Consider the following 21868-nt stretch of genomic DNA (forward strand, 5'->3'; position numbering starts at 1 on the left):
CGCTACCGATGGAACCGATGTAGATGCTCGGGTCAAGCCCGAGCATGACGGAGGGCGAGCCGGGCGGAAGAATCCACTCATGGCATAGGTAGCCGTACAGGAATCTCAACCACCAGCTAAGCCAAGCAATACCGTCTGCGATTGAACTGACCTGATGAACGAGGGGTTAGGCATCTGGCAGCCCTGCCCTCGACACAGGCGGCTTAGCCAAGCAACCCCGCCAGCCAGCGCGGATCGAGATGACGCTCCAGTTCACCGGCAACCTCATCGAGGGCCTGTTCGACGCTATCGCGGTAATTCCTCTGCTCGCCCGACAGGCCAAAGCTTTGAAGCAGCCGGGCGCGATAGGCGTCGCTGCCGAAAAGCCCGTGCAGGTAGGTGCCCATGATCCGGCCGTCCGCCGACAGCGCCCCGTCGGGCGCGCCGTCGATGGTTGCCGAAGGCCTGGTGCAATCGGGGCCGCGGGTGATGCCGAGATGGATCTGGTAGCCGGCAAGCGCCACGTCGAATTCGGTCGAGCGGGCCTCGCTGTTGCGGACGGTCTTCTCGGGCGCCATCTCGGTTTCGATGTCGAGAAGCCCGAGCCCCGGTGTTTCGGTGGTGCCGCCCTCGATGCCGAGCGGGTCATGCACCTTGCGGCCGAGCATCTGATAGCCGCCGCAAATGCCGATCACCCGACCGCCACGCCTGACATGCATTTGAAGATCGCGGTCCCAGCCTGCGGCCCTGAAATCGGCAAGATCCGATATCGTCGATTTCGAGCCGGGAAGAATCACGAGGCCCGCATCGGCAGGCAATCGCTCTCCCGATCGCACGAAGGTGAGCTCGACATCCGGCTCGGCCCGCAGCGGATCGAGATCGTCGAAATTGGCGATGCGCGACAGCACCGGCACGGCGATCTTCAGCGCGCCGGCCCCGCCCTTCGCCAGCCGTTCGAGCACGACCGAATCTTCGGCCGGCAGGCGCGCGGCCCCTGATAGCCACGGCACGACGCCGAAGCACGGCCAGCCGGTGAAGCCTTCAATGGCGCGGATGCCGTCGTCAAACAGCGAGACGTCGCCGCGGAACTTGTTGATGATATAGCCGGTAATCATTGCCCGGTCGTCCTCGCCGAGGATCGCATGAGTACCGACCAGCGAAGCGATGACGCCACCCCGGTCGATATCGCCGACGAGCACGACGGGCACGCCGGCCCGGGTCGCAAAGCCCATGTTGGCGATATCGCCGGCTCTCAGATTGATCTCGGCCGGCGATCCCGCGCCCTCGACGATAACGAGATCGGCGCCGTCGGCCACTTTTTCGAAGCTCTCGAGCACGGCGCCGAGCAGTTGCGGCTTCAGCCGCTGGTAATCCCGCCCCTTGGCCTGGCCGAACACCCTGCCCTGCACGATGATCTGGCTGCCGTTTTCCGATTGCGGCTTCAAGAGCACCGGATTCATGTGCACCGAGGATGGCGTGCGTGCCGCCAGCGACTGCAGCCACTGCGCCCGGCCGATCTCGCCGCCGTCATCGGCGACCGCCGCATTGTTGGACATGTTCTGCGGCTTGAACGGCCGAACGGTGAGCCCCCGATTGGCCGCCAGCCGGCAGAGGCCGGCCACCAGCACCGTCTTGCCGACATCCGAGCCGGTTCCCTGCAGCATGATCGCTCTTGCCATTGGCAGCCGCCTTTCCTTGGGCGAGGCCTACAATGGGCGGCAATACCGGGTCAAGACTTGGCCCGGGTCAAGGCTTGGTTCATCTCAGGCACCGGCTGAAAACGCGAAAACCGCGCATGGCCTTGGCTCTGCGCGGTTTGCCGAAAACTCTGGCGTCTTCACCCTCTACACGGCGAAGCTCGCTTTCTCCGGTACGCACTACCTGAACCGGAGAAGCAACGGTCGTTCCCGCTGCGAACCCACTGATAACGGCACATTCTTACCGGATCGTTATTGAAGGCTTACGCAAATGTTAATTTCGGCTTTTTTTGATATTCCCGGCGAAATTTCTGCCGAAGGCCCGCCTGATATCGCGAGCAACGGGTATTCCTGCCCGCTGCCGTGACATCAGTCACGCCGACATAAATTATTCGAATTCAATAATTTAGAGACGCAACCATGAGCAGAAGACAGTTGATTTCTGCGGCCGAACGGGTAGGCTCTTCGCAAAATACGCCATTGCTGAACATGGCCTGCGACGAACCGCCGGAACCGCAGGGAATAACGGATTTCGAGACCCGGCTGCACGACTGACCTAAGACAAAAAAATTCGGGGAATGACGATGAAGACGCTTCTGATTTCAGCCGTCTTTGCCGCGGCTCTTTTGACCGTAACCGCGCCGGCCGGGGCCGCCGAGTGCGGCGAGATTTCGATCGCCGAGATGAAATGGGCGTCGGCCGGCATCGCGGCGAACTTCGACAAGATCATCCTGGAAAACGGCTATGGCTGTTCCGTCACCATCGTCGACGGCGACACGCTTCCGACATTCGCCTCGATGAACGAGAAAGGCACCCCCGACATCGCCTCGGAATACTGGATCAATTCCGTCAGGGCGCTGCTCGATCAGGCCGTCAAAGCCGGCCGGTTGGAACAGGGCGCCGAGATCCTTGCCGACGGCGCCATCGAGGGCTGGTGGATCCCGAAATTCATCGCCGATGCCAATCCCGACATTCGCTCCGTCGAGGATGCGCTGCGACATCCCGAACTCTTCCCCGCCGAAGACGATCCGTCGAAGGGCGCCGTCTACAATTGCCCGCCCGACTGGAGCTGCCGGATTTCCACCACCAACCTGTTCAAGGCGCTCGGGGGCAAAAGAAACGGCTTCGAACTGGTCGACACCGGCAGCGCGAAAGGGCTCGACGCGTCGATCGCCCGCGCCTTCGACAGCAAGGTCGGCTGGCTCGGCTATTACTGGGCGCCGACCGCCATCCTCGGCAAATACGACATGACGCGGCTGAGCTTCGGCGTCGGCCACGACAAGGCCGAATGGGACCGCTGCACCTCGGTTGCCGATTGCCCCCGGCCTGCGGTCAATTCGTACCCGGTTTCGCGCGCCTTCACGCTGATGACGAGGTCCTTCGCCAGCCGCGACGGCCCTGTCACCGCCTATCTCAAGACCCGCAAATGGGACAACGGGACGATCAACCAGGTGCTCGCCTGGCAGGACGAAAACCGCGAAAGCAACGAGGATGCCGCGATCTATTTCCTGCGCAACTACGAGAGCCTGTGGACGAAATGGGTGCCGGCCGATGTAGCCGAAAAGGTGAAAGCGAGCTTATAACCGCAGGAACACGATCAACGACCGGACGATTCGAGATGACTGGCAACGTTCCCTTTCCCGACCGCGATACCGTTGCGGAAAAGCTTGCCGCGCTTACCGATGCCGACAAGTCCTATCTGGCGCTGCTCATGGAGAACGCCGCCCAGGACGACAATCTGCTCGACGGCCTGCGCCGCCATCTCGATCTTGCCGCGCAATCGCGTTTCCTGAATTCGCTGAAGCTGGAAAATCTCGGAATGTGGCTCGGGACCGAGGCGCCTGACCGGCTGCAGATCCGGCTGATGGAAACCGCGCGTTCCGGCCAGCATCCCGCATACCAAGCCTTCCGGACTGGCCTCAGCCGATCCGGCGGCCTCGAAAAAGCATATCCCCCAGCCACCCGATAGGTGGTCCGGCCCGGCTACCCGACAGGGTAGTCCGGCCAATCAAGATCCAGCTCAGCCCGGCAAGCCTGGCGCCCGCTCACTTCTTAGCGGCGTGGCTCACGGAGCGGCCGGCATCCTGGGTGGCGTTGACGGCATTCGCCGTATCCTTTCCCACGCCGCGGATCGTGTTGCCGCAGGAGGAAAGAGCAAGAAGAACCATGAAGGCTGCGGCAATTTTGGCCGTTGTCGTCATTTCGAATATCCTTGTTTGAAATCAACCCCGAACGGCGATAATTGCCGTCCGCGCCAATAACGCACAACGAGCCAAAAAGTTCACTGGCCAAGCGACGCTGTTTCGGTGTCGGCGCCTCAGGCAGCGACCGCCTTCGCTCGCTCGGCAAAGGCGCCGCGGATGCTGTCGGCCACCGTCTCGATCGGCCCCGACATTTGCGAGGCGGTCAGCAGGCGGATGTCGAAAGCACCGAGTTCGGGCAGCCCTTCCTGCAGGCCGAGGATCGTCATGTCCTCGCTGACATAGGAGAGCGGCAGCGGCGCGATGGCGAGGTCGGAGAGCACGGCGGCGCGCTGCGCCATCGTGTGGCCGCTGAGATAGGCGACGCGATAAGGCCGCTTGTTGCGCTCGAGCTGCGCGAGCGCCTCCTGGCGCCAGATGCAGCCGTCCTCCCAGATCGAGATCGGCAGGGGATCGCGGCGATGCGCCGATCCGCACCGGGCGCCGGCCCAGACCAGCCGCTCGCGGAACACCACCTCGCCGCCCGTCGGGAACGGCCGCGTCGCACAGTTGATCAGCGCCAGGTCGAGCCGCTGCTCCTCCATGCGCTTCTTCAAGCCGACGCTCATATCGATCGTCACGTCGACCATGATGCCGGGATAGCTTTCGGCAAAACTCTTCAGAATTCTCGGCAGCAGCCGCTCGCCGATATCTTCCGGCGCGCCGAGCCGCACGACGCCTGTTAGTTCCGGCATGATGAAGCGCGACACCGCCTCATTCGACAGGGCCAGGATATTGCGGGCATAGGAGAGCAGCATCTCGCCATGGCGCGTCAGCGACACCGAGCGCGCGTCGCGCAAAAACAGCGTCGCGCCGAGTTGCTCCTCGAGCTTCTTGATCTGCATGGAAACCGCCGACGGCGTGCGGAAGACCGCTTCGGCGGCAGTGGAAAAATTGCCTGTCTCGGCGATGGCGACGAAGGTGCGCAGCACATCGTTGTCAAGCAAAGGAATGGGACGGCGAAAGGGTAGGCTCATCGTCGCATCTTTCAATTTTTCTGATTTATAACCGCATATCATTTTGTTTGATTGAATGTCAATCCGGGCCCATCTTTTCGGTATCGGAAGCTGATGCAAGCAAAGGAGGCCCGATATGTCCCAAGCAACCATCCGGAATATCATACAAGCGCTTTCCGCATTCAAGTCGCGCCGGCGCCGGCATGCCAATTACGAAGAGGCGCTGCGGCAAATAAAGCGCTTTCCCCCGCATCTGCTGGCTGATGTCAGCGTGACATAATGCGGGCGATGCGAGCTCGAAGAACATATGCCGCGCGCCCGGCGCGGCAGATTGGGAAACACCCTTATCGACGCGACAGCACTTCTCCGTCGCTCACATTCCACCCACGAGCTTGAACGCGATGATCCACATGGTCAAAGCCACCAGCGTTTCCAGCATCCGCCAGGCTGAAGGCCTCGAGAAGATCGGCCGTAGCCGCGTTGCGCCGTAGCCGAGAGAAAAGAAGAACAGGAAGGAACCGGTCATCGCTCCCGCCGCAAAGGAGGCCTGCTGTCCGGGATAGCGCGTCGAAATCGTGCCGAGCAGCACGACCGTATCAAGATAGACATGCGGATTGAGCCAGGTGAGTGCAAGGCAGGTCGCAAGCGTCTGCCGAAAGCTTGTCGTTTTGGCTTCCGCAGCCGTCAGCGTAGCGGACGACCGCAAGGCGGAATAGAGGCTCTTGGCCCCGTACCAGGCCAGAAACACCGCGCCTCCATAGCGCATGACGGGATCGAGCCAGGGCAGCAGCCTGGCGATCTGCTGGAGGCTGGTCACGCCGAGCAGGATCAGCGCCGCGTCGGAGAGCGCGCAGGCGAGGCAGACGGCAAAGACATGTTCGTTGCGCAGGCCCTGGCGAAGAATGAAGGCGTTCTGTGCGCCGATCGCGACAATCAGGCTGAGTCCCATCATCAGGCCTGTGATGTAAATCGAAAAACTCATCTCTTCGGCGACCGCCTCTCACTTCTGGAGTGATTGCCATATCGCCGCCGCTTGAATTAGACTAGTTAATCTGACTTATGCGAATTAAGCGAAACTAATCATGCTCGACTACCCTGCCCTGCGCGCCGTTGCGACTGTCGTCCAGACGGGGAGCTTCGAACGCGCTGCGACCGTTCTGAATGTGACACCCTCCGCCGTTTCACAGCGCGTCAAGCAGCTCGAAGAGCGCCTCGGCGTTGTTCTCATCGTCAGAGGCAGCCCCTGCACACCAACCGAAAAGGGAGACTGGCTCTGCCGGCATATGGAGAATGTCGGCATGCTCGAAGCCGAACTCTTCGGGCAGCTGCCGGCTCTCATCGATCCCGATGAGCCACGCCAAAGGGTGACGCTCCAGATCGCGACCAACGCCGACAGCCTCGGGACATGGTTCGTCGAGGCCATGTCGAATTTCGCAAAGAACTCCTCCTATCTCCTGAACGTCGCCGTCGACGACCAGGACCATACCGCCGAATGGCTGCAGCGCGGACGCGTGATCGCCGCCGTCACCAGCCTGGAAAAGCCGATCCGCGGATGCCGGCGCTTTGCGCTCGGCACCTTGCGCTACCACGCCACCGCAACCCCCGAATTCATCGCGCGCCACTTTCCTGAGGGCGCGACAGCAGAGGCGATCCGCAACGCCCCGGCCCTGACCTTCAATCAGAAGGACAGGCTGCAGAGCGACTGGATACGCCGGACGTTCGGACGGGATCTCGATTATCCCACCCACTGGCTGCCGTCGCCGCAAAGTTTCGTCGAGGCGAGCCTTTCGGGCATGTGCTGGGGAATGAACCCGATCCAGCTGACCCGCGAGCATCTCGCCTCCGGACGGCTGGTCGAGCTGGTGCCGGACACGCCGCTCGACGTGCCCCTCTACTGGCAGATAAACCGCCTCGCCGCCGACCGCCTGGCGGACCTGACACGCGAAGTCGTCACGGTGGCCAAGCACCGTCTCTGACGCCTCATGCAAGAATGCAGTGTGATCCGGATGAGCGAAAAGCCGACGAAGTGAAATCTCGTCAGCGGTAGTGCTCCCAGCCGGCAAGATAATAATCGAGGATTACGGGCCGATCGAGCGTGCTGACGCTGACATTCTCGGCGGCGATGTCCTTGTCGAACTGGAAATGTTTGATCAGGCTGTCGGCCTGCAGGAAACGCGTTTCCACGGCGAGTTCGGGCTTTGCCATGTTCAGCTTGGCGTCGCTTGCGAGCACGAATCCCCACTCCCCGAAGGACGGCACGTTGACGTGGTAGGGGTAGATATTGGCAAAGCCTCCCGCCCTCACCGTCTCCGCGATGCTCCAGAAGGCACGCGGCGCATAATATGGGCTGGTCGCCTGCGTGACGAACAAGCCGCCTCCCGTAAGGTTACGCCGCACCAGCTGATAGAACTGCTTCGAATAAAGCCTTGCGAGAGCATTGTTGTTGGGATCCGGCAGGTCGGCGATCACCATGTCGAAAGGCTCGGTATTCTCCTGCAGAAAGCCGAAAGCGTCGGCAAGGACGATCTTCACTTTCGACGCGCGGAGGCTGTTGCCGTTGAGGGCGCTCACATAGGGATTGTTTTCGGCGAGCGCGATCATGCGCGGGTCGAGATCGACCAGTACGATCTCCTTGAGATCGGGATATTTCAGCAGCTCGCGGGCGGCCATGCCATCACCGGCGCCGAGCAGAAGCACCCGCTGAGGCACGGCATGGTTCAACGAGACCGGCACGTGCACCAGCGCCTCATGGTAGCGATATTCATCGACCGAGGAGAATTGCAGATTGCCGTCGAGATACAGGCGAAGGTCGTCCCGATCACGCGTCAGCACGATCCGCTGGAACCGCGTCTGCTCCGCATGGACGATCCTGTCCTCGTAGAGCGCCTGATCCCAATGCTTGAGAAAATAATGCGACAACAGGATCATCGCGGCGAGCAAGCCGGTAAGCACGATCGTCAGCCGCATCAGCCTGCCCACGCTGCCTCCGATTTCCACCCCGAAGACGCGCAGCATCACAAAACCGATCGACATATTGGCGAAGCCGAACAGCAGAGACGACTGATAGACCCCGAAGACGGGAAGCAGGAGGAACGGAAAGGCGATGGTTGCCACCAGCGCCCCGAAATAATCGAACGACAGGATGTTGGCGATATTGACCTTGAGCGGGTTGTAGCGATCCATCAGCCGCGTCAGGAACGGGATCTCAAGGCCGATCAGCATGCCGATGCCGATGGTCAGGAACAGGTAGGCGTGGATGAACAAGCCCGTCCAGGCATAGGCGAAATAGAGGATCGGGATGCTGAGGCCGCCAAGCGCCGCCAGCGCCAGCTCGATCGCGACGAAGCGCGCCAGGATTTCCCGGTCGATGAATTTCGAGAGATAGGTCCCGACCCCCATCGACGCCATGTAAATCCCGATGGTCAGCGAGAAGAACTTGACGCTGTCGCCCAGGAAATACGAGGCGGTGGTCGCGATCAGAAGCTCGTAAATGATCGAGCACAGACCAGAGACGAAGGCTGAAAAGATGAGCGCCGCGACCTGTCTGCGGTTGCCGTTTGCGGGCTGTTGGATCGCCTCTTCGGACATCGCCTTCACTTGCCGCTTTCCGGGCCGCCGCCGAGCAGGTTCGAGCCGCCGGGGCTGCCTGAGCGGTTGCTGCGCTCCTGGTAGACTTCGACCTGGCTGGAATACCAGGACGAGGCCGGCACATGAAAACCGCCGTGACCGGCATAGCCGTAGCCGTGAAGCGCCATGTAGAAGAGCATGACATAGAGGAATGCCAGCGCAGCAGTCACGATGCAGAGCGCATTTCGAGTTCTCGCATTCATGAACTTTTCCTCATGCGCCTGATTTTTTCCAAAGCGACGCCGATCAGCAAGGTCAAGATGCCGAAGATCGTGTGAGGTATGCTGCTCGCATAGGGCAGAGTGAGTGTCACGAAAATCTGGTCAGGCCGAAAATTACCTTGGGTTTTGATATTGAAGTAGTATTTGCCGCGCTGAGGAATTGTGAGCTTCATCTCTGAGCTCTTCTCTGTCTCATCCCAGAGGCCCTCGTCGTCCCTTCCTTTCTCGTGCCAGAGCTCCTGGCCGAATGAAAGCAGGTAATCCTGTTCCTCATCCAGCAACTCGCCCTCGACAAAGCACCACGCGTTGAGAGCAGGCTGGGCGATGCTCATCTCCACTTTGAGAACCTGACCGGGCCTGTCGATCGTGAAGGGTCCGATCAGGGCGTAGTTCTTGGCGGCATATTCCTCTCCGGCTTCGAGCGGCTCCACTTCTTCGGCAATGGGCTGAGGACGAAACGACACTGCGCCGTTATGAAGCGTTGCCACGGGTTCACTTAGCTTCCAGGCGGTAATCAGGCTGAGCACGCCGAAGAAGATGAAAACCGCTGCGAGATAACCGAGATGAATCTCATCGTCCTCAGCAGGCAGCAACCGAAATTCTGGTTGGTATTTGCGTGAAAAATTCGTCCGCACGACGCCGCCTTCAAATCAGGAAAGCAAGGATGACGGCAAAGCATATGGCCGTCGTCGCTTCCAGCAGGGCTGCCCCGACATTGGCGTCCAACTGGATCTCGCGGCCGAGCGATTTGCCGGGAATGGTCATCCGGTCCATCACCAGCCGCAGGATCGGCAGGAAGATGAAGGCGACGATGTCGGCGATGAGGAATTCGGTCAGGTCTTTTCCCCAGTCGACGAAGTTTCCGGCAGACGCGTTCATGATGATGATCGCGAGCGCCACGAGATGACCGGCGAAAGCAACGCCGCTCGCGACGTTCCTGCCGAGCAGCGCTTCGTGAATGTCATAAGGCAGGAGCCGCTCGTAGATGAGCGCGAATAACAACAGCGACAATTGGCCGAGCACGAAGAAGACGATGACCGACAGCAGGCCGCCGCCCTCGCCCGCAATCGAGCCTGCTATCACCAGGCCGGTTGCAATATAGGCGCCGCAATGCACCGCCCCGACGCCGACATTCTTCTCGTTTACCAGCTGCTGGGTGTCGTCGAACTTGCGCAGCACCGCCCGATCGCTGAACCAGCGCGCCAGATTAAGCAGGCCGATGCCGAGCAGCGAATAGCCGCCGACGGTGATAAGATCGTGAACGAGGCCCCTGGTCGGTCCGTAGAGAGCCGCGACATAGATGGCCGCCGTCGCCAGATAATAGCCCGACATGGAAAGCCCGACGGCGAGATTGTCGTTTTCTGCCAGCTCCTCGTTGAGTCTGTAGGAGACTGCCAAACCCTTGCACCATTTGGCGACCAGGATGAGGATGAGGTAGAGGAGAATGAAGGCTGGCGCCCGGACAATATCGTCCACCGCAAGTCCTCGAAAATCCATGTCAGCGTCCTGCGGGAGTTAATAAAGGAGAGATGAAGACCTGTATTGTTTCCGCGACATGGCTTCAATAGTAAAAGCGCAACTTCCACATGTAAAAATCAGTATCGACGACCGCGCTCCACCCTCGTGACCGTTGCGTCAGACGGCATGAAGCTGGTCTTCAGCGGTTCGATCGCGTCTTCCGCCCGGCAAGCGCCACAGAGAAAGATATCCAGTGCGGCATAATCCGTCTCGGGCCATGTGTGGATGCTGATATGCGATTCGGCCAGCAGGGCGACGCCGGTAATACCGCCGCCGGCGCCGAACTGGTGCAGCCGCGTTTCCAGGACCGTAGCACCGCAGGCCTCGGCAGCGCCGCGCATCGCCGCCTCGATGAAACCCGCGTCATCCAATCCTCGCGCACCCCAGAAATCGAGCAGAACATGGGTTCCCGGCGGGTAATCCGTCTTCCCGGGCGCATCGGATGTCTTGGAGAGCATGCAAGTTCTCGTTGATATTGGAACTTCTGCATATCCTTACCCGGGGCAGCCGCGCCAGTACCAATTCCAACCATCATCATTTTGTGCCGAAACCATGCGCTTGACGCCTCTATCGTATCCTACGCAATAGCCGTGATCTCCAGCTCCTGGCCGCCCGTCTCCACCACGTCGCCGACGGCCTTGCCCATCAGCAGCCGCGCCACCGGGGAAACGTAGGAAATCGATCCGGCCTTGGGATCGGCTTCGTCCTCCCCGACGATGCGATAGGTCTGAACACGCCCGTCGTCGCGGCGGAAGGTCACCGTGTTGCCGAAGGCCACGACATCCGCCGACGCCGGGTCAGGCATCAGCTGGGCGGTGCCCAGTCTTGCCTGGAGGTAGCGCAGGTCGCGCAAGGGAGTGGCCGCCTGCCGGCGCCGTTCGTTCACGTCTTCGATGCCGTTCGTGGCATCATGGGCCTCGCGCGCCTCGCGGAACTGCAGCTCCAGGGCCTTCAACCCGGCCTCCGTGACGAGGTTCGGATGCGGCGAGACCGGCCGGTCCGGCAGCAGCGTTTCCGAAGCAGTTTCGAAACTCTCTTCCTTGGTGAAGGCGACAGCCAATCTCAGAACTCCATTTCAGGCGCCATGCGCTTATTTCTAACGGGCGAGTGCCCAAGTTTGGAACCATCCATACACCGGCTGCGGACGAACCGCCAATTTGCGGTGTGGGCGACGGCTCTGAGCGGTCACGGCCCCATGGCTGCAGGCTGCCTGGAACGTCCTGTCGCACATGGCGTTTATCTCCTCCAGAGGCACCGTAGCGCAGGAGGACCGAATGCCCGGCCAGCAGCTAGGGAAAGGCAACACCATCAGGATTGAAACATGTCTTCGCTCCTGACGGATGCCATGCCGCTGGAGCCGAGCTGGTGGGAGATCGCCCTGCGGATCGCGCTGACGGTGGTCGCCGGCGGCCTGATCGGCCTCGACCGCGAGCGCGGCGGCCACTCGGCAGGCTTCCGCACCACGATCCTGGTGGCGCTTGCTGCCTGCCTGGCGATGATCCAGGCAAACCTCCTTCTGTCGGTCTACGGAAAGACACCCGGCTTCTTCTCGCAGATGGACGTGCTGCGCTTTCCGCTCGGCGTTCTCACGGGCGTCGGCTTCATCGGCGGCGGCGCGCTCCTGAGGCGCGGCGACATGATGACCGGCGTCACCACAGCAGCGACCCTCTGGTTCATGACGGTCGTCGGCCTCTGCTTCGGCGGCGGGCAGATCGTGACGGGGACGGTGGCGACGGTGGTTGCCTTCATCGTCCTGAAGCCGATGAAGCATCTGGATACATGGCTGCGCTGCGAACGGAAGGCGACGCTCGTCGTCTACGGCTCGAGTTCCGATATTCCCGATCTGTCGGATGTGCTGGGACCTCTTGAATGCAGCGCACTGCTGGTCTCGCTGGGACCGACCGAAGACGGCCGCATCGGCGCGACATTCGAATTGCGCTGGCTGGCAAAGGATCCGGACGCATCCGCCCGCGCCATCCTGACCGCCGTTTGCGAGGCGCACGAGATCGCCCATTTCTCAATGCATTCGACGACGAACTGAACCGGACAGCACCTATTTCGAGACGTGCTCGGGCTTGCCTTTTCTTTTCGTCGACGCAAATTCCTCGAGCTGCTTTTCGCTCATGGATTCGACCATCTGCTTCGAGGCGCCCTTGAGTTCCTTCTTGGGCGTCTCGCCGCGCTTGGCTGAAAGTGCGGCTCCTGCCGCCTTCTGCTGGGCCTTGGATTTGGCTGGCATATCGGTCTCCTTCTGACCGGAACGAGGATGCTTTCACCTCTCCTACTTCCTGATCCCCCTACCCTGGACACCATACGGCGAGAGGCTGCGGCTGAAGCCGCAGCCGCGCGCTCGTCAGTTGATGGTGGCCCACTGGCTGCGGACATCCCTGGCGTTCTTCGTCAGATGAACGTGAGCGTCGACGTGATCGACCCAGTCGAGCGGGATCAGGTGATGCTTGCCGTCCTCGGAATCGGTCTTGGTCAGCTTGATACGGGTAGGGCCGTCGAGATGGTCGACGGTCCCGACATGGGTGCCGTCGGCGGTCAGGACTTCCATATGTTCGCGAATCTGGTCTACGGAAATCATCGTTTCCTCCTTTGCATCACTGGCAGTTACCAGGCCGCAACGACGGGGAGCGAAGTTGGTTCCAAGCCGTTTGTCACAGACAAAATTGTTCCGGCGAAATCCGCTCGCGCGAGACGATCAGCTCCTGAGCCCTCTGAACGCCGCCCTCACTTCCTGACTGAAGAGTTCCGGCTCCTCCCAGGCCGCAAAGTGCCCGCCCTTCTCTACCTGATTGTAGTAGACGAGGTCAGGATAGGCTTTTGCCAGCCACTTCTTCGGAGGCTTATAGACTTCGCCGGGAAAGACGGTGACGGCGACCGGCACCCTGACGGGAGAAAGCTTCGCCATTCCCGCGGCATTTTCCCAATAGATCTTTCCGCTGGAAGGGCCTGTGTTGGTCAGCCAGTAGAACGTGATGTTGTCTAGAAGCGCGTCCCGGCCGAGGGCGCTCTCCGGGTCGCCGCGCGTGAACACCCAGTCGGCGATCTTGTCGTAGAGCCAGGCCCCGAGACCGACCGGGGAATCCGCCAGGCCATATCCCACCGTCTCCGGCCGCGTGCTCATGATCGCTGCATAACCGAACCCGTTGTTCAGAAAGTCGCGAGCCTCGTTGAATATGACCTTCTCGTCCACCGACAGGGTTTCCGGAGCGGCGTCACCGCTCATCAGCGCCTTGGCTGCATCAGGTGGAAAGGTCGTGGCGCGTTCGACCCGGTTGACGTGAATGCCGAGCAGACCCTCTGGCGCCTGCCGTCCGAGCGCATCGCTGATGATCGCTCCCCAATCCCCGCCCTGGGACACGTAGCTGAGATAGCCGAGACGTTTCATCAGCGTGTCCCAGGCTGCCGCTATACGCTGCGGATCCCATCCTTTCTCCGTCGGTTTTCCCGAAAAGCCGAAGCCGGGGATCGAGGGAATGACCAGATGAAACGCATCCTCCGCCTTGCCGCCATGCGCGACGGGATCGGTGAGCGGCCCGATGACATCCAGAAGTTCGAAAACGGAGCCCGGCCACCCGTGGGTCATGATCAGGGGCAACGCGCGTTCGTTCGTCGATCTGATGTGGATGAAGTGAATGTCGAGGCCGTCGATCTCCGTCAGGAATTGCGGATAGGCATTGAGCTTTGCTTCGGCCCGGCGCCAGTCGTAGGCGGTCTGCCAATAGTCGACCAGCGCGCGCAGCTTCTCGGGCTGCACCCCCTGAGATCTGTCCGCGACCGTCTGACCTTCCGGCCATCGGGTCGCAATGAGCCGGCGGCGAAGATCGTCAAGCGCGGCCTGCGGCACCTCGGTCTTGAACGGCCGCACGTCAGCGCCAAGCGCCGGGGTAGCGACCTCCGCTGCGAGGGCGACATTCGGGAGGGCGGCGGCCGACAAGGCTACTCCGGCGCTGCCAAACAGCAGTGATCGACGCGACAACTGCATTGCTTCCCTGGATTGCTGCTTGGTCATGACTGCATCCTCTCCGCAAGATAGCTCACCAGTTCCGCGATCTCGCCATTGTCGTGAGCGTGGAGAACCTAGCCCCTGGCCGGCTTCATCGATACTTGGCGAAACTGAGAGTCATCCTCTCATTTCGGCGCGCGATGCCCGACCTGATCCGAGAGGCTACCTCTCACTTTCTCGAGCTACCGGACCACACGGCTTTACCCGATCTTCACAGCCAACGACGCCAAGTCGCGAGAACTCGACCAAAGGAGCATCCCATGCTGAAAGGATCAATCGCAAGTCTTCTGGCAACCGCCGTGTTCGGCACATCGGCGACGCTCGGCCATGCCGCGCCGGCGCAGAAGAACAAGGACGCGGACATCGGATTCGTCACGATCGACAAGGATGTCACCCTGAGAAGGATGGTCCTTCACGCTGAGGACCCGAAGGGAACCGTGCTCTTCCTCCACGGCTTTCCGGAAACGCTGTTCGTCTGGAAAAATATCGCCAGGAGCCTCGCCGGCGACTACGACGTCCACGCCTTCGACTGGCCGGGCTACGGACAGTCATCGCGCCCCTCGGTCGAAAAGTTCGGCTATGCGCCGGCAGACTATGCCAGGGTGCTGAAGGCCTATATCGCCGAGGCGAGCATCGATCGCTCGAAGCTGACGATCTATGCCACCGATATCGGCTCTCTTCCCGCACTGCTCGCGGCCATCGACGAGCCTGATATCGCCAGGAATATCGTCGTTGGCGACTTCGCACCCTTCAACCGGCCGAACTACATGTATGAGAGCCTGCAGGCCCTGAAGAGCGAGCCGTCAGCTTCCCAGACCCGCGCCTACATGAACAAGACCAGCAGCGAAATCCTTGCAAATACCTACAGGCGCGGACTGTCGAACGAGGAGCAGTTCGATCTTCCCGCTGACGTGCAGGAAGACATGAACCAGAGCTGGGGTCACGGCGAGTTGACCTCGGCCGACGCCTTCTACCACTATTATTCCAGCTTTACCCGGGACCAGGATTTCTTCGAGGCCAACCTCGGCAGGCTCAAGACGCCGGTCAAGGTCGCCTGGGGCGAGAAGGACCTCTATATCGACAAGAAAATGGGCGCCGAACTTGCCGAGCGCTTGGACGTGACGCTCGATGTCGTCGCCGGCGCGGGCCACTATCCGCATCTGCAATATCCGGAACGAACCATCGAAGAGGTCCTTGCATCAGCGAGATGAAGGCGAAACCTGGTCGCCGATCGGAAACGAGTTGCCGCTGCTCTCCCGAAGCCGCGGCAATGCCCAATCGATGAAGGATCTCACTTTCAGGGCGAGCGGCCCCTGCCTGGAATAGACCATGTGGATCGGACGCGAGGCGCCTTCATACTCTTCCAGAACCGGAACGAGTTGCCCGGACGCAAGGTGCTCCTGAATCTGATAATCGAACAGCCGGGCGATTCCAGCCCCGCTCAGCGCCGCTGCAACACAGTTCGCTGCGGTGTTGACCTCCAGCCTCGTCCTGGGAAGGACTTCGACCCGCTGCCCATCCATGTCGAAAGTCCAAAAGAACGTCCTGCTGTTGAAAATGATGCCGTCGTGCTTGGGCAGATCGCGTGGATGTTTCGGCACTCCATGCTGTTCAAGGTAGGCGGGACTGGCGCAGGTGAGAAGCCGGAACTCTCCGGCCTTGACGGCATAAAGGGAGCTGTCGGCCAGATCCCCGAGACGGATCGCAATATCGACCTGTTCGCTGAGGAGATGGACCGAACGGTCCGACGACAGAAGGTTCAGCGACACCTCCGGATACTTCTCCATGAAGCCGAGCGCGATCGGCAGGACATGACGGTTGCCGTATTCCACCGGCATGGTGATGGTGAGGAGGCCTCGCGGTGTCTGATACTCTCCGGAAACCCGCCGTTCGGCCTCCTCTATATCAGAAATGATCCTCCTGGCGGCGTCGACATATTCGCGACCGGCATCGGTCAGCTGCAGGTTCCGGCTCGTTCGCACGATCAGGCTCGCGCCGAGATGGCGCTCGAGATCTGCTACCTTGCGGCTGACGCTAGGCAATGGCGCATTGAGCTTTCGGCTGCCGGCAGAAATGCTGCCCGCATCGACCACGGCAAGCAAGACCCGCATCGCATCAAGTCGGTCCATCGGTCGCCCTCCCGCGATCATTCAATCCTATTGATGTTATCCATAAACTCTATTCGTTTGAATGATGAGTTCCTCAAGCCCATATTAGCATCATGGACATGGACGAACCTCCCATCGAACACCATGTCCCTGGACCCTAGGAAAGGAACCGGAAAATGACCACGCTTATTTATCGGGGTGCCGGCAAGACCTTCACCTCCGGCAGAGGCCGCTTCGATCTGGCAGATTATGCCCACAAGCTCGTGCTCGCCTGGACGCGCTGGCGCACTGCCCGCGAAATCGAAGCTATGCCCTTCGACATCCGCAAGGACATCGGCTGGCCGAGCACGGACGACAGCAAACACCAGACCATGTAATGCCGAACCATATAATGAATGCGACATTCCTCTTAAGATGAGGGCGGCGCCTGCCTCGTGTACGCCGCCCTTTTTCGTCCCCGGAATGTCGGCTTCCACGCCGTTTTTGAGCCTGCCTGTAAGCCTGTTCTCTTCCCCGCCCCCGGCTTGACGACCGCTTGACCAGTCAAATCGCGGTCAATGTCGCATATTTGCTCTTCCCGGCCGCATTTATCCATGCCAGTGTCGCTTTTAGGACATCCGCGCGACGCATTCCGCGCGACGAATATGTCATCGTCCCTCGAGCATGGATTTCGCTATGAACAGGATGCAGATCAAGAAGCGTTCACTGGTCTTCTTTATGGTACCGCAATTCACCATGCTGCCCTTTTCGGCGGCCGTGGACACCTTGCGCATCGCCAACCGCATGCTCGGCTACCAGGCCTATACCTGGCGGCTCGCCTCCGTCGACGGGGACAAGGTCTATTCTTCCTGCGGCATCGGCATCGAGGCGAATTCCTCGCTCGCCGAGGAGCGCCGCCATCTCGGCGGCGAAAACCGGCCGGGCATGGTGCTCGTCTGTTCCGGCATCGATATCGAAGAGTTCAACAACAAGTCGGTCAATGCCTGGCTGCGTGAATGCTACAATCGCGGCGTTGCCGTCGGCAGCCTCTGTACGGGCGCACATGTCCTGGCCCAGGCCGGTCTGCTGAACGGCAAGCGCTGCGCCATCCATTGGGAGAACCTGCCGGGCTTTTCCGAAGCCTTTCCGCAGGCCGAAGTCTATGCCGATCTCTATGAGGTCGACGGCAATCTCTATACCTGCGCCGGCGGCACCGCTTCGCTCGACATGATGCTGAACCTGATCGGCGAGGATTTCGGCGAAAGCCTGGTCAACCGCATCTGCGAGCAGCACCTGACCGACCGCGTGCGCAACCCGCACGACCGCCAGCGCCTGCCGTTGCGCGCCCGCCTCGGCGTGCAGAACGCCAAGGTGCTGTCGATCATCGAGCTGATGGAAGGCAATCTCGCCGAGCCGCTGTCGCTGATCGAGATCGCCGACGGCGCCGGCCTCTCCCGTCGCCAGATCGAGCGGCTGTTCCGGCAGGAGATGGGCCGCTCGCCGGCCCGCTACTATCTGGAAATCCGCCTCGACCGCGCCCGCCACCTGCTGGTGCAGTCCTCCATGCCCGTCGTCGAAGTCGCCGTCGCCTGCGGTTTCGTCTCGGCCTCGCATTTCTCCAAGTGTTATCGCGAACTCTACCACCGCTCGCCGCAGCAGGAACGCGCCGAGCGCAAGATGACCATGGCGACGGCAAGGCAGCAGGCCGTGGCTGCTTGAGATAACGACGGCTGAAGAAAATGAGAGAGGCGGTTCGCCCGGCCGCCTTTTGAGGTCTGATGACCTCTCCTCCGTCATGCTCGGGCCTGTCCCGAGCATCTACTGCCGTTTCGTCTGTTGATACGCAGCAGATCCTCGACACAAGGCCGAGGATGACGCCAGACAATGGCGGCTGTAGGCATAAGCAAGGCGAAACGCACTTACTGCGCCGCCTCCTCCGTCATTCTGGCGTCGGAATAGACCTGGTTGCGGCCGCGGTGCTTGGCCATGTAGAGGAACTGGTCGGCGGCGTTGAGATAGTTCTCGAAGGTTTCGTAGCCGCCGATCTCGGCGATGCCGATCGAGATCGTGACGCCGAGTTCCTCGTCGTCGGCCGTCACCTTCAGCCGTGAAATATCCGAGCGGATCTCGTCGCAAAGCTTGGTGGCGGCAGCTGAATCCATCTGCGGGAAGAGGATGGCGAATTCCTCACCGCCAAGGCGCGACAGAAGATTGTCGCTGCCGTCGAAGATCGTGAACAGCCTGTTTGCGACAGCTTTCAGCACCTTGTCGCCGATCTCGTGGCCAAAGGTATCGTTCAGCCGCTTGAAATGATCGATATCGAGAATGGCCACCGAACTCGGTGTTTTCAGCCGCAGGCACTCGTTCACCAGCTTCGGGCCGTTGTCGTAGAAATAGCGGCGGTTGTAGAGGCCTGTGAGGTAATCGCAGGCCGCAGCCGCCCTGAGCTGGCGCATCTGCGCCAGCGTCTCGGCATTGTTGGCGATGCGGCATTGCAGCTCCTCGGCGACGAACGGCCGATAGACGAAATCGCTGGCACCGGCCTTGAGGAAGCTCGCGGAAAGCATGCGGTCGTTGGAAGAGGAAACGCCGATGACGCGCAGCCTGTCCGAACCGAAGCGATGGCGAATGCGCCGGGTCAGCTCGTAGCCGCTCATGTCGGGCATATGATGGTCGGTGACGACGAGCTCGATATCGCTGTAGGCTTCGAGCGCCGCCAGGGCCTCGAGCCCGGAATTCGCCTCGACGACGAGATATTGCTGCGCCTTCAGGAGATCGACGAGAACCTGGCGGGCCGAGACGACGTCATCGACGACGAGCACCCGCGTCTTGCGGTTGGAGATCGCGCGGCGGACGGTCGCGACCAGATTGTCGAGCGCGAATTCGTTGTCCTTCAGCACGTAATCGATGACATTGCGCTCCATGATCCTGTTGCGCGTGTTGAGATCGAATGTCGCGGTGAAGACGATTGCCGGGATATCGTGCTCGATCGTGCAGTCGAGCGCCTCGCCATAGGGCGAATCCGGCAGATTGAGATCGACGACGGCCATGGTGTAGCCGTGACCGTCATCGGCGAGTTCCTTGCGCAGGGCCTTCAATGAGGAGCAGGATTTGACGGCAAGACCAAGCTCAGTCTGGAACCGGTGACAGAGCACGGCGGAAAACATGCGGGAATCTTCAACCAGAAGTATCTTGAGCCCGCCAGAGCGCAGCCCGATACCATCCCGGTGAAAATCCGCTTGAAAAGCCACGACGCTACTCCCCCATGCGCGCGCGGGGCTCGACTCGGCCCCTTACCCGGCGGGGCGGACGATAACCGAGACACTTGCGCGCGTGAAGGGGACAAATGGCGTCAACACTTGTAATTGCAGAAATCTGACGTCGGCCCCCGACCGTCACGTCGGGGCCTCTCTTGTTCCGGATACTGGAGCCGCCGTCAGGCAACCGCCCGCTCCTTGCGCATCGATTGGATCTGCAGGAGCGTGTCGAGGTTCTGGTTGACGCGGCAGTAGAATTCCTCGTCGATGAAGGGGCGCAGCATGAAATCATTGCCGCCGGCCTTCAGGAACCGCGCCGAAAGCAGCCGGTTCGAGGAGGAGGAAACGCCGATGATGCGCAGCTCGTGCGAGCCGATATTGGAGCGGATGCGCCGCGTCAGCTCGAAGCCGTCAATATCGGGCATGTTGTAGTCGGTGATCATCAGGCCGATATCACGGTTGGCCTTCAGGATCTCCAGCGCCTTGGCGCCATTCTCGGCGGTGCTGACGCGGAAATTATAGCGTTTCAGCCGGCTCGACAGCAGCGCGCGCGCTGTGGCGCTGTCGTCGACGATCAGCACGTGATGGCGATGATTGGTCAGGAACCGGCAGATCGATTCCGCCAGAAGATCGACGGCGAAGATATTGTCCTTGAGGATATAATCGACGATATCCTTGGCCATCAGCTTGTCGCGCATGCCTTCATGGAAGGTGCCGGTGAAGACAATGGTGGGTATCGAGAGATCGACCAGATATTCGAGCGCTTCGCCGTTTTCGGCGCCGGGCAGGTTGATGTTCGAGATCGCCAGCGTGATCGGATCGGAAGACTTGTCGTAGGAAAGCTGCAGTTCCTCGAAGCTGCGGCAGATCTCGACGTCGATGTCGAACAGCTCCTTGAGGCGTTTGCTGATCATCGACGTGAATACGTTGGAATCTTCCGCGACAATAATGCGCGCGCCGGCAAACATTTCCCCGGAATATTGCATCCCTGAAATACCTAGAAACGCCATAAGCAAACCTTCGATGTAAATCTGTCCCCGGATCAAATCGGTACATCAATTGATTTGAATAATTATTAATCAGCGCCCCTGGATATGAAACGAAGAAGCTGCCCGATGGGGCCGCCTCCGATTTCTTGCAGATATGATTAAGAAATCGGGCGCGAAGCGCGATAGGCTTCCACAGTCTCACCGGCTGGCAGGGCTCACCCGAAGCGATTATAAACGAGCATCGCTCCCGACCAGCCGACAGGTCCTCCAATGACCCAATCCGATCCGGTGATCGAATGGCTCCTCGATTCCGATCCCGCGATCCGCTGGCAGGCGATGCGCGACCTGACCGACGCGCCGCAGTCGCTATGGTTGGCCGAGCGGGCCAGGGTGGAGACCGAGGGCTGGGGCGCGAAACTGCTCTCCTTTCAGGACCGGGATGGGCAATGGGCGGGCGGCGCCTTTCTGCCGGCCGGCTTCGGCCCCGAGGAGTGGCACGAGCACGGCCAGCCATGGACGGCCACGACCTTCTGCCTTTCGCAACTCCGTGAGTTCGGTCTCGACCCGTCATGCGCGCGAGCAAAGCGTACTGTCGAACTGATCGGCGTCAATTCGCGCTGGGAAGAAGGCGGCCAGCCCTACTGGCAAGGCGAAATCGAGGAATGCATCAATGGCCGCACCGTCGCCGACGGCGCCTATTTCGGCATCGACGTCTCCGCAATCGTCGACCGGCTGATCGGCGAGCGCCTCGAGGACGGCGGCTGGAACTGCGAGCGGATCAATGGCTCCGTCCGCTCCTCCTTCGCCAGCACCATCAATGTGCTGGAAGGGCTGCTGGAATACGAGAAGGCGATCGGCGGCACGCCCGCATCACGGCAGGCGCGCGCCACGGGCGAGGAATTCCTGCTGGAGCGCAACCTCTTCCGCCGCCTCGGCACCGGCGAGCCGGCCGACGAACAATTCCTGCGCTTCCTCCACCCCAACCGCTGGCGCTACGACATCCTGCGCGCGCTCGATTATTTCCGCGCGAGCGCTATTCTGACTGGCGCCGATCCCGACCCGCGCCTTGGCGAGGCGATCGATTATCTCCGTTCCCGACGCTCGGCGGACGGCACCTGGCCGCTCGATTGGAGCACCGAAGGCCGGGTGTGGTTCGAAATCGACGACGGGCCGGGCAAGCCATCACGGTGGATCACGCTCAAGGCGATGCGGGTGCTCAAATGGTGGGACGCCCGAGCACCGATGCCTGCCTGACTCAATGGGCAACGCCTCGGCTTGCATGAGG

The 21868-nt window shown here is 60.9% G+C and carries 26 protein-coding genes; 10 read left to right on the forward strand and 16 right to left on the reverse strand.

Annotation, left to right across the window (positions count from 1 at the left end; all coding sequences use genetic code 11):
* Positions 1-203 precede the first annotated feature (203 nt).
* A complete protein-coding gene (locus EFQ99_RS12685; protein WP_126921369.1) occupies positions 204-1658 on the reverse strand; it encodes a cobyric acid synthase in 1455 nt (484 codons plus the stop codon).
* 438 nt (positions 1659-2096) lie between these two features.
* Here EFQ99_RS12685 and EFQ99_RS35995 point away from each other — a divergent pair, with 438 nt between their 5' ends.
* Genes EFQ99_RS35995 through EFQ99_RS12695 form a run of 3 tightly spaced genes read left to right on the forward strand, consistent with a single transcriptional unit; the run spans position 2097 to position 3645 of the window.
* Positions 2097-2231 carry a hypothetical protein gene (locus EFQ99_RS35995; RefSeq protein WP_281024227.1) on the forward strand — a complete coding sequence of 45 codons (135 nt, stop codon included), beginning with the start codon at positions 2097-2099 and terminating at the stop codon, positions 2229-2231.
* 23 nt (positions 2232-2254) lie between these two features.
* On the forward strand, positions 2255-3259 hold the full coding sequence (locus EFQ99_RS12690; RefSeq protein WP_208722747.1) for a glycine betaine ABC transporter substrate-binding protein: 1005 nt from the start codon (positions 2255-2257) through the stop codon (positions 3257-3259).
* A gap of 35 nt (positions 3260-3294) precedes the next feature.
* Positions 3295-3645: a hypothetical protein gene (locus tag EFQ99_RS12695; RefSeq protein ID WP_126921371.1), complete on the forward strand. Its 351-nt coding sequence runs from the start codon at positions 3295-3297 to the stop codon at positions 3643-3645.
* 76 nt (positions 3646-3721) lie between these two features.
* Here the strand turns inward: EFQ99_RS12695 and EFQ99_RS12700 are convergent, their stop codons facing one another.
* Positions 3722-3877 carry an entericidin domain-containing protein gene (locus EFQ99_RS12700; RefSeq protein ID WP_126921372.1) on the reverse strand — a complete coding sequence of 52 codons (156 nt, stop codon included), beginning with the start codon at positions 3875-3877 and terminating at the stop codon, positions 3722-3724.
* A 116-nt stretch (positions 3878-3993) separates the two neighbouring features.
* The gene (locus EFQ99_RS12705; protein ID WP_208722748.1) at positions 3994-4935 is read right to left on the reverse strand and encodes a LysR family transcriptional regulator; all 942 of its coding nucleotides are present in this window, start codon (positions 4933-4935) and stop codon (positions 3994-3996) included.
* Between the two features lie 73 nt (positions 4936-5008).
* Between EFQ99_RS12705 and EFQ99_RS35015 the strand changes: the two genes are divergently transcribed.
* On the forward strand, positions 5009-5152 hold the full coding sequence (locus tag EFQ99_RS35015) for a hypothetical protein (RefSeq protein ID WP_164736369.1): 144 nt from the start codon (positions 5009-5011) through the stop codon (positions 5150-5152).
* Positions 5153-5245: 93 nt separating this feature from the next.
* Here EFQ99_RS35015 and EFQ99_RS12710 read toward each other — a convergent pair whose 3' ends face one another.
* The gene (locus EFQ99_RS12710) at positions 5246-5854 is read right to left on the reverse strand and encodes a LysE/ArgO family amino acid transporter (protein ID WP_126921374.1); all 609 of its coding nucleotides are present in this window, start codon (positions 5852-5854) and stop codon (positions 5246-5248) included.
* Between the two features lie 100 nt (positions 5855-5954).
* On the opposite strand from EFQ99_RS12710, the gene EFQ99_RS12715 reads away from it, so the two are divergent.
* The gene (locus tag EFQ99_RS12715) at positions 5955-6848 is read left to right on the forward strand and encodes a LysR family transcriptional regulator ArgP (protein WP_126921375.1); all 894 of its coding nucleotides are present in this window, start codon (positions 5955-5957) and stop codon (positions 6846-6848) included.
* 61 nt (positions 6849-6909) lie between these two features.
* Here EFQ99_RS12715 and EFQ99_RS12720 read toward each other — a convergent pair whose 3' ends face one another.
* From EFQ99_RS12720 to greA, 6 genes are all read right to left on the reverse strand, one after another.
* Positions 6910-8460, reverse strand: coding sequence for a polyamine aminopropyltransferase (locus EFQ99_RS12720; RefSeq protein WP_126921475.1), 1551 nt, complete (start codon positions 8458-8460; stop codon positions 6910-6912).
* A gap of 5 nt (positions 8461-8465) precedes the next feature.
* The gene (locus EFQ99_RS12725) at positions 8466-8702 is read right to left on the reverse strand and encodes a hypothetical protein (protein ID WP_126921376.1); all 237 of its coding nucleotides are present in this window, start codon (positions 8700-8702) and stop codon (positions 8466-8468) included.
* Positions 8699-9355, reverse strand: coding sequence for a hypothetical protein (locus EFQ99_RS12730; RefSeq protein ID WP_126921377.1), 657 nt, complete (start codon positions 9353-9355; stop codon positions 8699-8701). Before EFQ99_RS12730 ends, EFQ99_RS12725 begins: the two co-directional genes overlap by 4 nt.
* Positions 9356-9365: 10 nt before the next feature.
* On the reverse strand, positions 9366-10217 hold the full coding sequence (locus EFQ99_RS12735; RefSeq protein ID WP_126921378.1) for a DUF350 domain-containing protein: 852 nt from the start codon (positions 10215-10217) through the stop codon (positions 9366-9368).
* 98 nt (positions 10218-10315) lie between these two features.
* Positions 10316-10696, reverse strand: coding sequence for an adenosylmethionine decarboxylase (speD, locus tag EFQ99_RS12740; RefSeq protein ID WP_126921379.1), 381 nt, complete (start codon positions 10694-10696; stop codon positions 10316-10318).
* 119 nt (positions 10697-10815) lie between these two features.
* Positions 10816-11298: a transcription elongation factor GreA gene (greA, locus tag EFQ99_RS12745; RefSeq protein WP_126921380.1), complete on the reverse strand. Its 483-nt coding sequence runs from the start codon at positions 11296-11298 to the stop codon at positions 10816-10818.
* Between the two features lie 261 nt (positions 11299-11559).
* Here greA and EFQ99_RS12750 point away from each other — a divergent pair, with 261 nt between their 5' ends.
* Positions 11560-12279, forward strand: coding sequence for an MgtC/SapB family protein (locus tag EFQ99_RS12750; RefSeq protein WP_126921381.1), 720 nt, complete (start codon positions 11560-11562; stop codon positions 12277-12279).
* Positions 12280-12291: 12 nt separating this feature from the next.
* On the opposite strand, the gene EFQ99_RS12755 is transcribed toward EFQ99_RS12750, so the two are convergent.
* From EFQ99_RS12755 to EFQ99_RS12765, 3 genes are all read right to left on the reverse strand, one after another.
* Positions 12292-12477 (reverse strand): DUF3008 family protein, encoded by a 186-nt coding sequence (locus tag EFQ99_RS12755; RefSeq protein WP_038689520.1) that lies wholly within the window; start codon positions 12475-12477, stop codon positions 12292-12294.
* 114 nt (positions 12478-12591) lie between these two features.
* Complete coding sequence (locus tag EFQ99_RS12760) at positions 12592-12825, reverse strand: DUF2171 domain-containing protein (RefSeq protein ID WP_126921382.1); 234 nt, start codon at positions 12823-12825, stop codon at positions 12592-12594.
* Positions 12826-12942: 117 nt separating this feature from the next.
* A complete protein-coding gene (locus EFQ99_RS12765; RefSeq protein WP_126921383.1) occupies positions 12943-14256 on the reverse strand; it encodes an epoxide hydrolase family protein in 1314 nt (437 codons plus the stop codon).
* Between the two features lie 254 nt (positions 14257-14510).
* Here EFQ99_RS12765 and EFQ99_RS12770 point away from each other — a divergent pair, with 254 nt between their 5' ends.
* On the forward strand, positions 14511-15461 hold the full coding sequence (locus EFQ99_RS12770) for an alpha/beta fold hydrolase (protein WP_126921384.1): 951 nt from the start codon (positions 14511-14513) through the stop codon (positions 15459-15461).
* On the opposite strand, the gene EFQ99_RS12775 is transcribed toward EFQ99_RS12770, so the two are convergent.
* Positions 15450-16379, reverse strand: coding sequence for a LysR family transcriptional regulator (locus EFQ99_RS12775; RefSeq protein WP_126921385.1), 930 nt, complete (start codon positions 16377-16379; stop codon positions 15450-15452). The genes EFQ99_RS12770 and EFQ99_RS12775 overlap by 12 nt on opposite strands.
* Before the next feature lie 155 nt (positions 16380-16534).
* On the opposite strand from EFQ99_RS12775, the gene EFQ99_RS12780 reads away from it, so the two are divergent.
* Positions 16535-16735, forward strand: a complete 201-nt coding sequence (locus EFQ99_RS12780) for a hypothetical protein (protein ID WP_126921386.1) — start codon at positions 16535-16537, stop codon at positions 16733-16735.
* Between the two features lie 298 nt (positions 16736-17033).
* Complete coding sequence (locus EFQ99_RS12790; protein ID WP_126921388.1) at positions 17034-18056, forward strand: GlxA family transcriptional regulator; 1023 nt, start codon at positions 17034-17036, stop codon at positions 18054-18056.
* A 200-nt stretch (positions 18057-18256) separates the two neighbouring features.
* Here EFQ99_RS12790 and EFQ99_RS12795 read toward each other — a convergent pair whose 3' ends face one another.
* Both EFQ99_RS12795 and EFQ99_RS12800 read right to left on the reverse strand, forming a co-directional pair.
* Positions 18257-19588 (reverse strand): diguanylate cyclase, encoded by a 1332-nt coding sequence (locus tag EFQ99_RS12795; RefSeq protein ID WP_126921389.1) that lies wholly within the window; start codon positions 19586-19588, stop codon positions 18257-18259.
* 185 nt (positions 19589-19773) lie between these two features.
* Complete coding sequence (locus EFQ99_RS12800; protein ID WP_126921390.1) at positions 19774-20604, reverse strand: response regulator; 831 nt, start codon at positions 20602-20604, stop codon at positions 19774-19776.
* Positions 20605-20853: 249 nt separating this feature from the next.
* Between EFQ99_RS12800 and EFQ99_RS12805 the strand changes: the two genes are divergently transcribed.
* Positions 20854-21837: a squalene cyclase gene (locus tag EFQ99_RS12805; protein ID WP_126921391.1), complete on the forward strand. Its 984-nt coding sequence runs from the start codon at positions 20854-20856 to the stop codon at positions 21835-21837.
* The last annotated feature ends 31 nt before the right edge of the window (positions 21838-21868 follow it).

The sequence above is a fragment of the Rhizobium vallis genome, assembly GCF_003985155.1.
Taxonomy (GTDB): Bacteria; Pseudomonadota; Alphaproteobacteria; order Rhizobiales; family Rhizobiaceae; genus Rhizobium; species Rhizobium vallis.

What these genes read in the sequence shown, in the direction of transcription:
- EFQ99_RS12800 (WP_126921390.1), bottom strand. Translation starts at nt 20,604, where the DNA reads ATGGCGTTTCTAGGTATTTCAGGGATGCAATATTCCGGGGAAATGTTT.
- EFQ99_RS12760 (WP_126921382.1), bottom strand. Translation starts at nt 12,825, where the DNA reads ATGATTTCCGTAGACCAGATTCGCGAACATATGGAAGTCCTGACCGCC.
- EFQ99_RS12770 (WP_126921384.1), top strand. Translation starts at nt 14,511, where the DNA reads ATGCTGAAAGGATCAATCGCAAGTCTTCTGGCAACCGCCGTGTTCGGC.
- EFQ99_RS12765 (WP_126921383.1), bottom strand. Translation starts at nt 14,256, where the DNA reads ATGACCAAGCAGCAATCCAGGGAAGCAATGCAGTTGTCGCGTCGATCA.
- EFQ99_RS12695 (WP_126921371.1), top strand. Translation starts at nt 3,295, where the DNA reads ATGACTGGCAACGTTCCCTTTCCCGACCGCGATACCGTTGCGGAAAAG.
- EFQ99_RS12720 (WP_126921475.1), bottom strand. Translation starts at nt 8,460, where the DNA reads ATGTCCGAAGAGGCGATCCAACAGCCCGCAAACGGCAACCGCAGACAG.
- EFQ99_RS12780 (WP_126921386.1), top strand. Translation starts at nt 16,535, where the DNA reads ATGACCACGCTTATTTATCGGGGTGCCGGCAAGACCTTCACCTCCGGC.
- EFQ99_RS12725 (WP_126921376.1), bottom strand. Translation starts at nt 8,702, where the DNA reads ATGAATGCGAGAACTCGAAATGCGCTCTGCATCGTGACTGCTGCGCTG.
- EFQ99_RS12700 (WP_126921372.1), bottom strand. Translation starts at nt 3,877, where the DNA reads ATGACGACAACGGCCAAAATTGCCGCAGCCTTCATGGTTCTTCTTGCT.
- EFQ99_RS12775 (WP_126921385.1), bottom strand. Translation starts at nt 16,379, where the DNA reads ATGGACCGACTTGATGCGATGCGGGTCTTGCTTGCCGTGGTCGATGCG.
- EFQ99_RS12715 (WP_126921375.1), top strand. Translation starts at nt 5,955, where the DNA reads ATGCTCGACTACCCTGCCCTGCGCGCCGTTGCGACTGTCGTCCAGACG.
- EFQ99_RS12690 (WP_208722747.1), top strand. Translation starts at nt 2,255, where the DNA reads ATGACGATGAAGACGCTTCTGATTTCAGCCGTCTTTGCCGCGGCTCTT.
- EFQ99_RS35995 (WP_281024227.1), top strand. Translation starts at nt 2,097, where the DNA reads ATGAGCAGAAGACAGTTGATTTCTGCGGCCGAACGGGTAGGCTCTTCG.
- EFQ99_RS12735 (WP_126921378.1), bottom strand. Translation starts at nt 10,217, where the DNA reads ATGGATTTTCGAGGACTTGCGGTGGACGATATTGTCCGGGCGCCAGCC.
- EFQ99_RS12755 (WP_038689520.1), bottom strand. Translation starts at nt 12,477, where the DNA reads ATGCCAGCCAAATCCAAGGCCCAGCAGAAGGCGGCAGGAGCCGCACTT.
- EFQ99_RS12805 (WP_126921391.1), top strand. Translation starts at nt 20,854, where the DNA reads ATGACCCAATCCGATCCGGTGATCGAATGGCTCCTCGATTCCGATCCC.
- EFQ99_RS12685 (WP_126921369.1), bottom strand. Translation starts at nt 1,658, where the DNA reads ATGGCAAGAGCGATCATGCTGCAGGGAACCGGCTCGGATGTCGGCAAG.
- EFQ99_RS12710 (WP_126921374.1), bottom strand. Translation starts at nt 5,854, where the DNA reads ATGAGTTTTTCGATTTACATCACAGGCCTGATGATGGGACTCAGCCTG.
- EFQ99_RS12750 (WP_126921381.1), top strand. Translation starts at nt 11,560, where the DNA reads ATGTCTTCGCTCCTGACGGATGCCATGCCGCTGGAGCCGAGCTGGTGG.
- speD (WP_126921379.1), bottom strand. Translation starts at nt 10,696, where the DNA reads ATGCTCTCCAAGACATCCGATGCGCCCGGGAAGACGGATTACCCGCCG.
- EFQ99_RS12790 (WP_126921388.1), top strand. Translation starts at nt 17,034, where the DNA reads ATGAACAGGATGCAGATCAAGAAGCGTTCACTGGTCTTCTTTATGGTA.
- EFQ99_RS35015 (WP_164736369.1), top strand. Translation starts at nt 5,009, where the DNA reads ATGTCCCAAGCAACCATCCGGAATATCATACAAGCGCTTTCCGCATTC.
- EFQ99_RS12705 (WP_208722748.1), bottom strand. Translation starts at nt 4,935, where the DNA reads ATGATATGCGGTTATAAATCAGAAAAATTGAAAGATGCGACGATGAGC.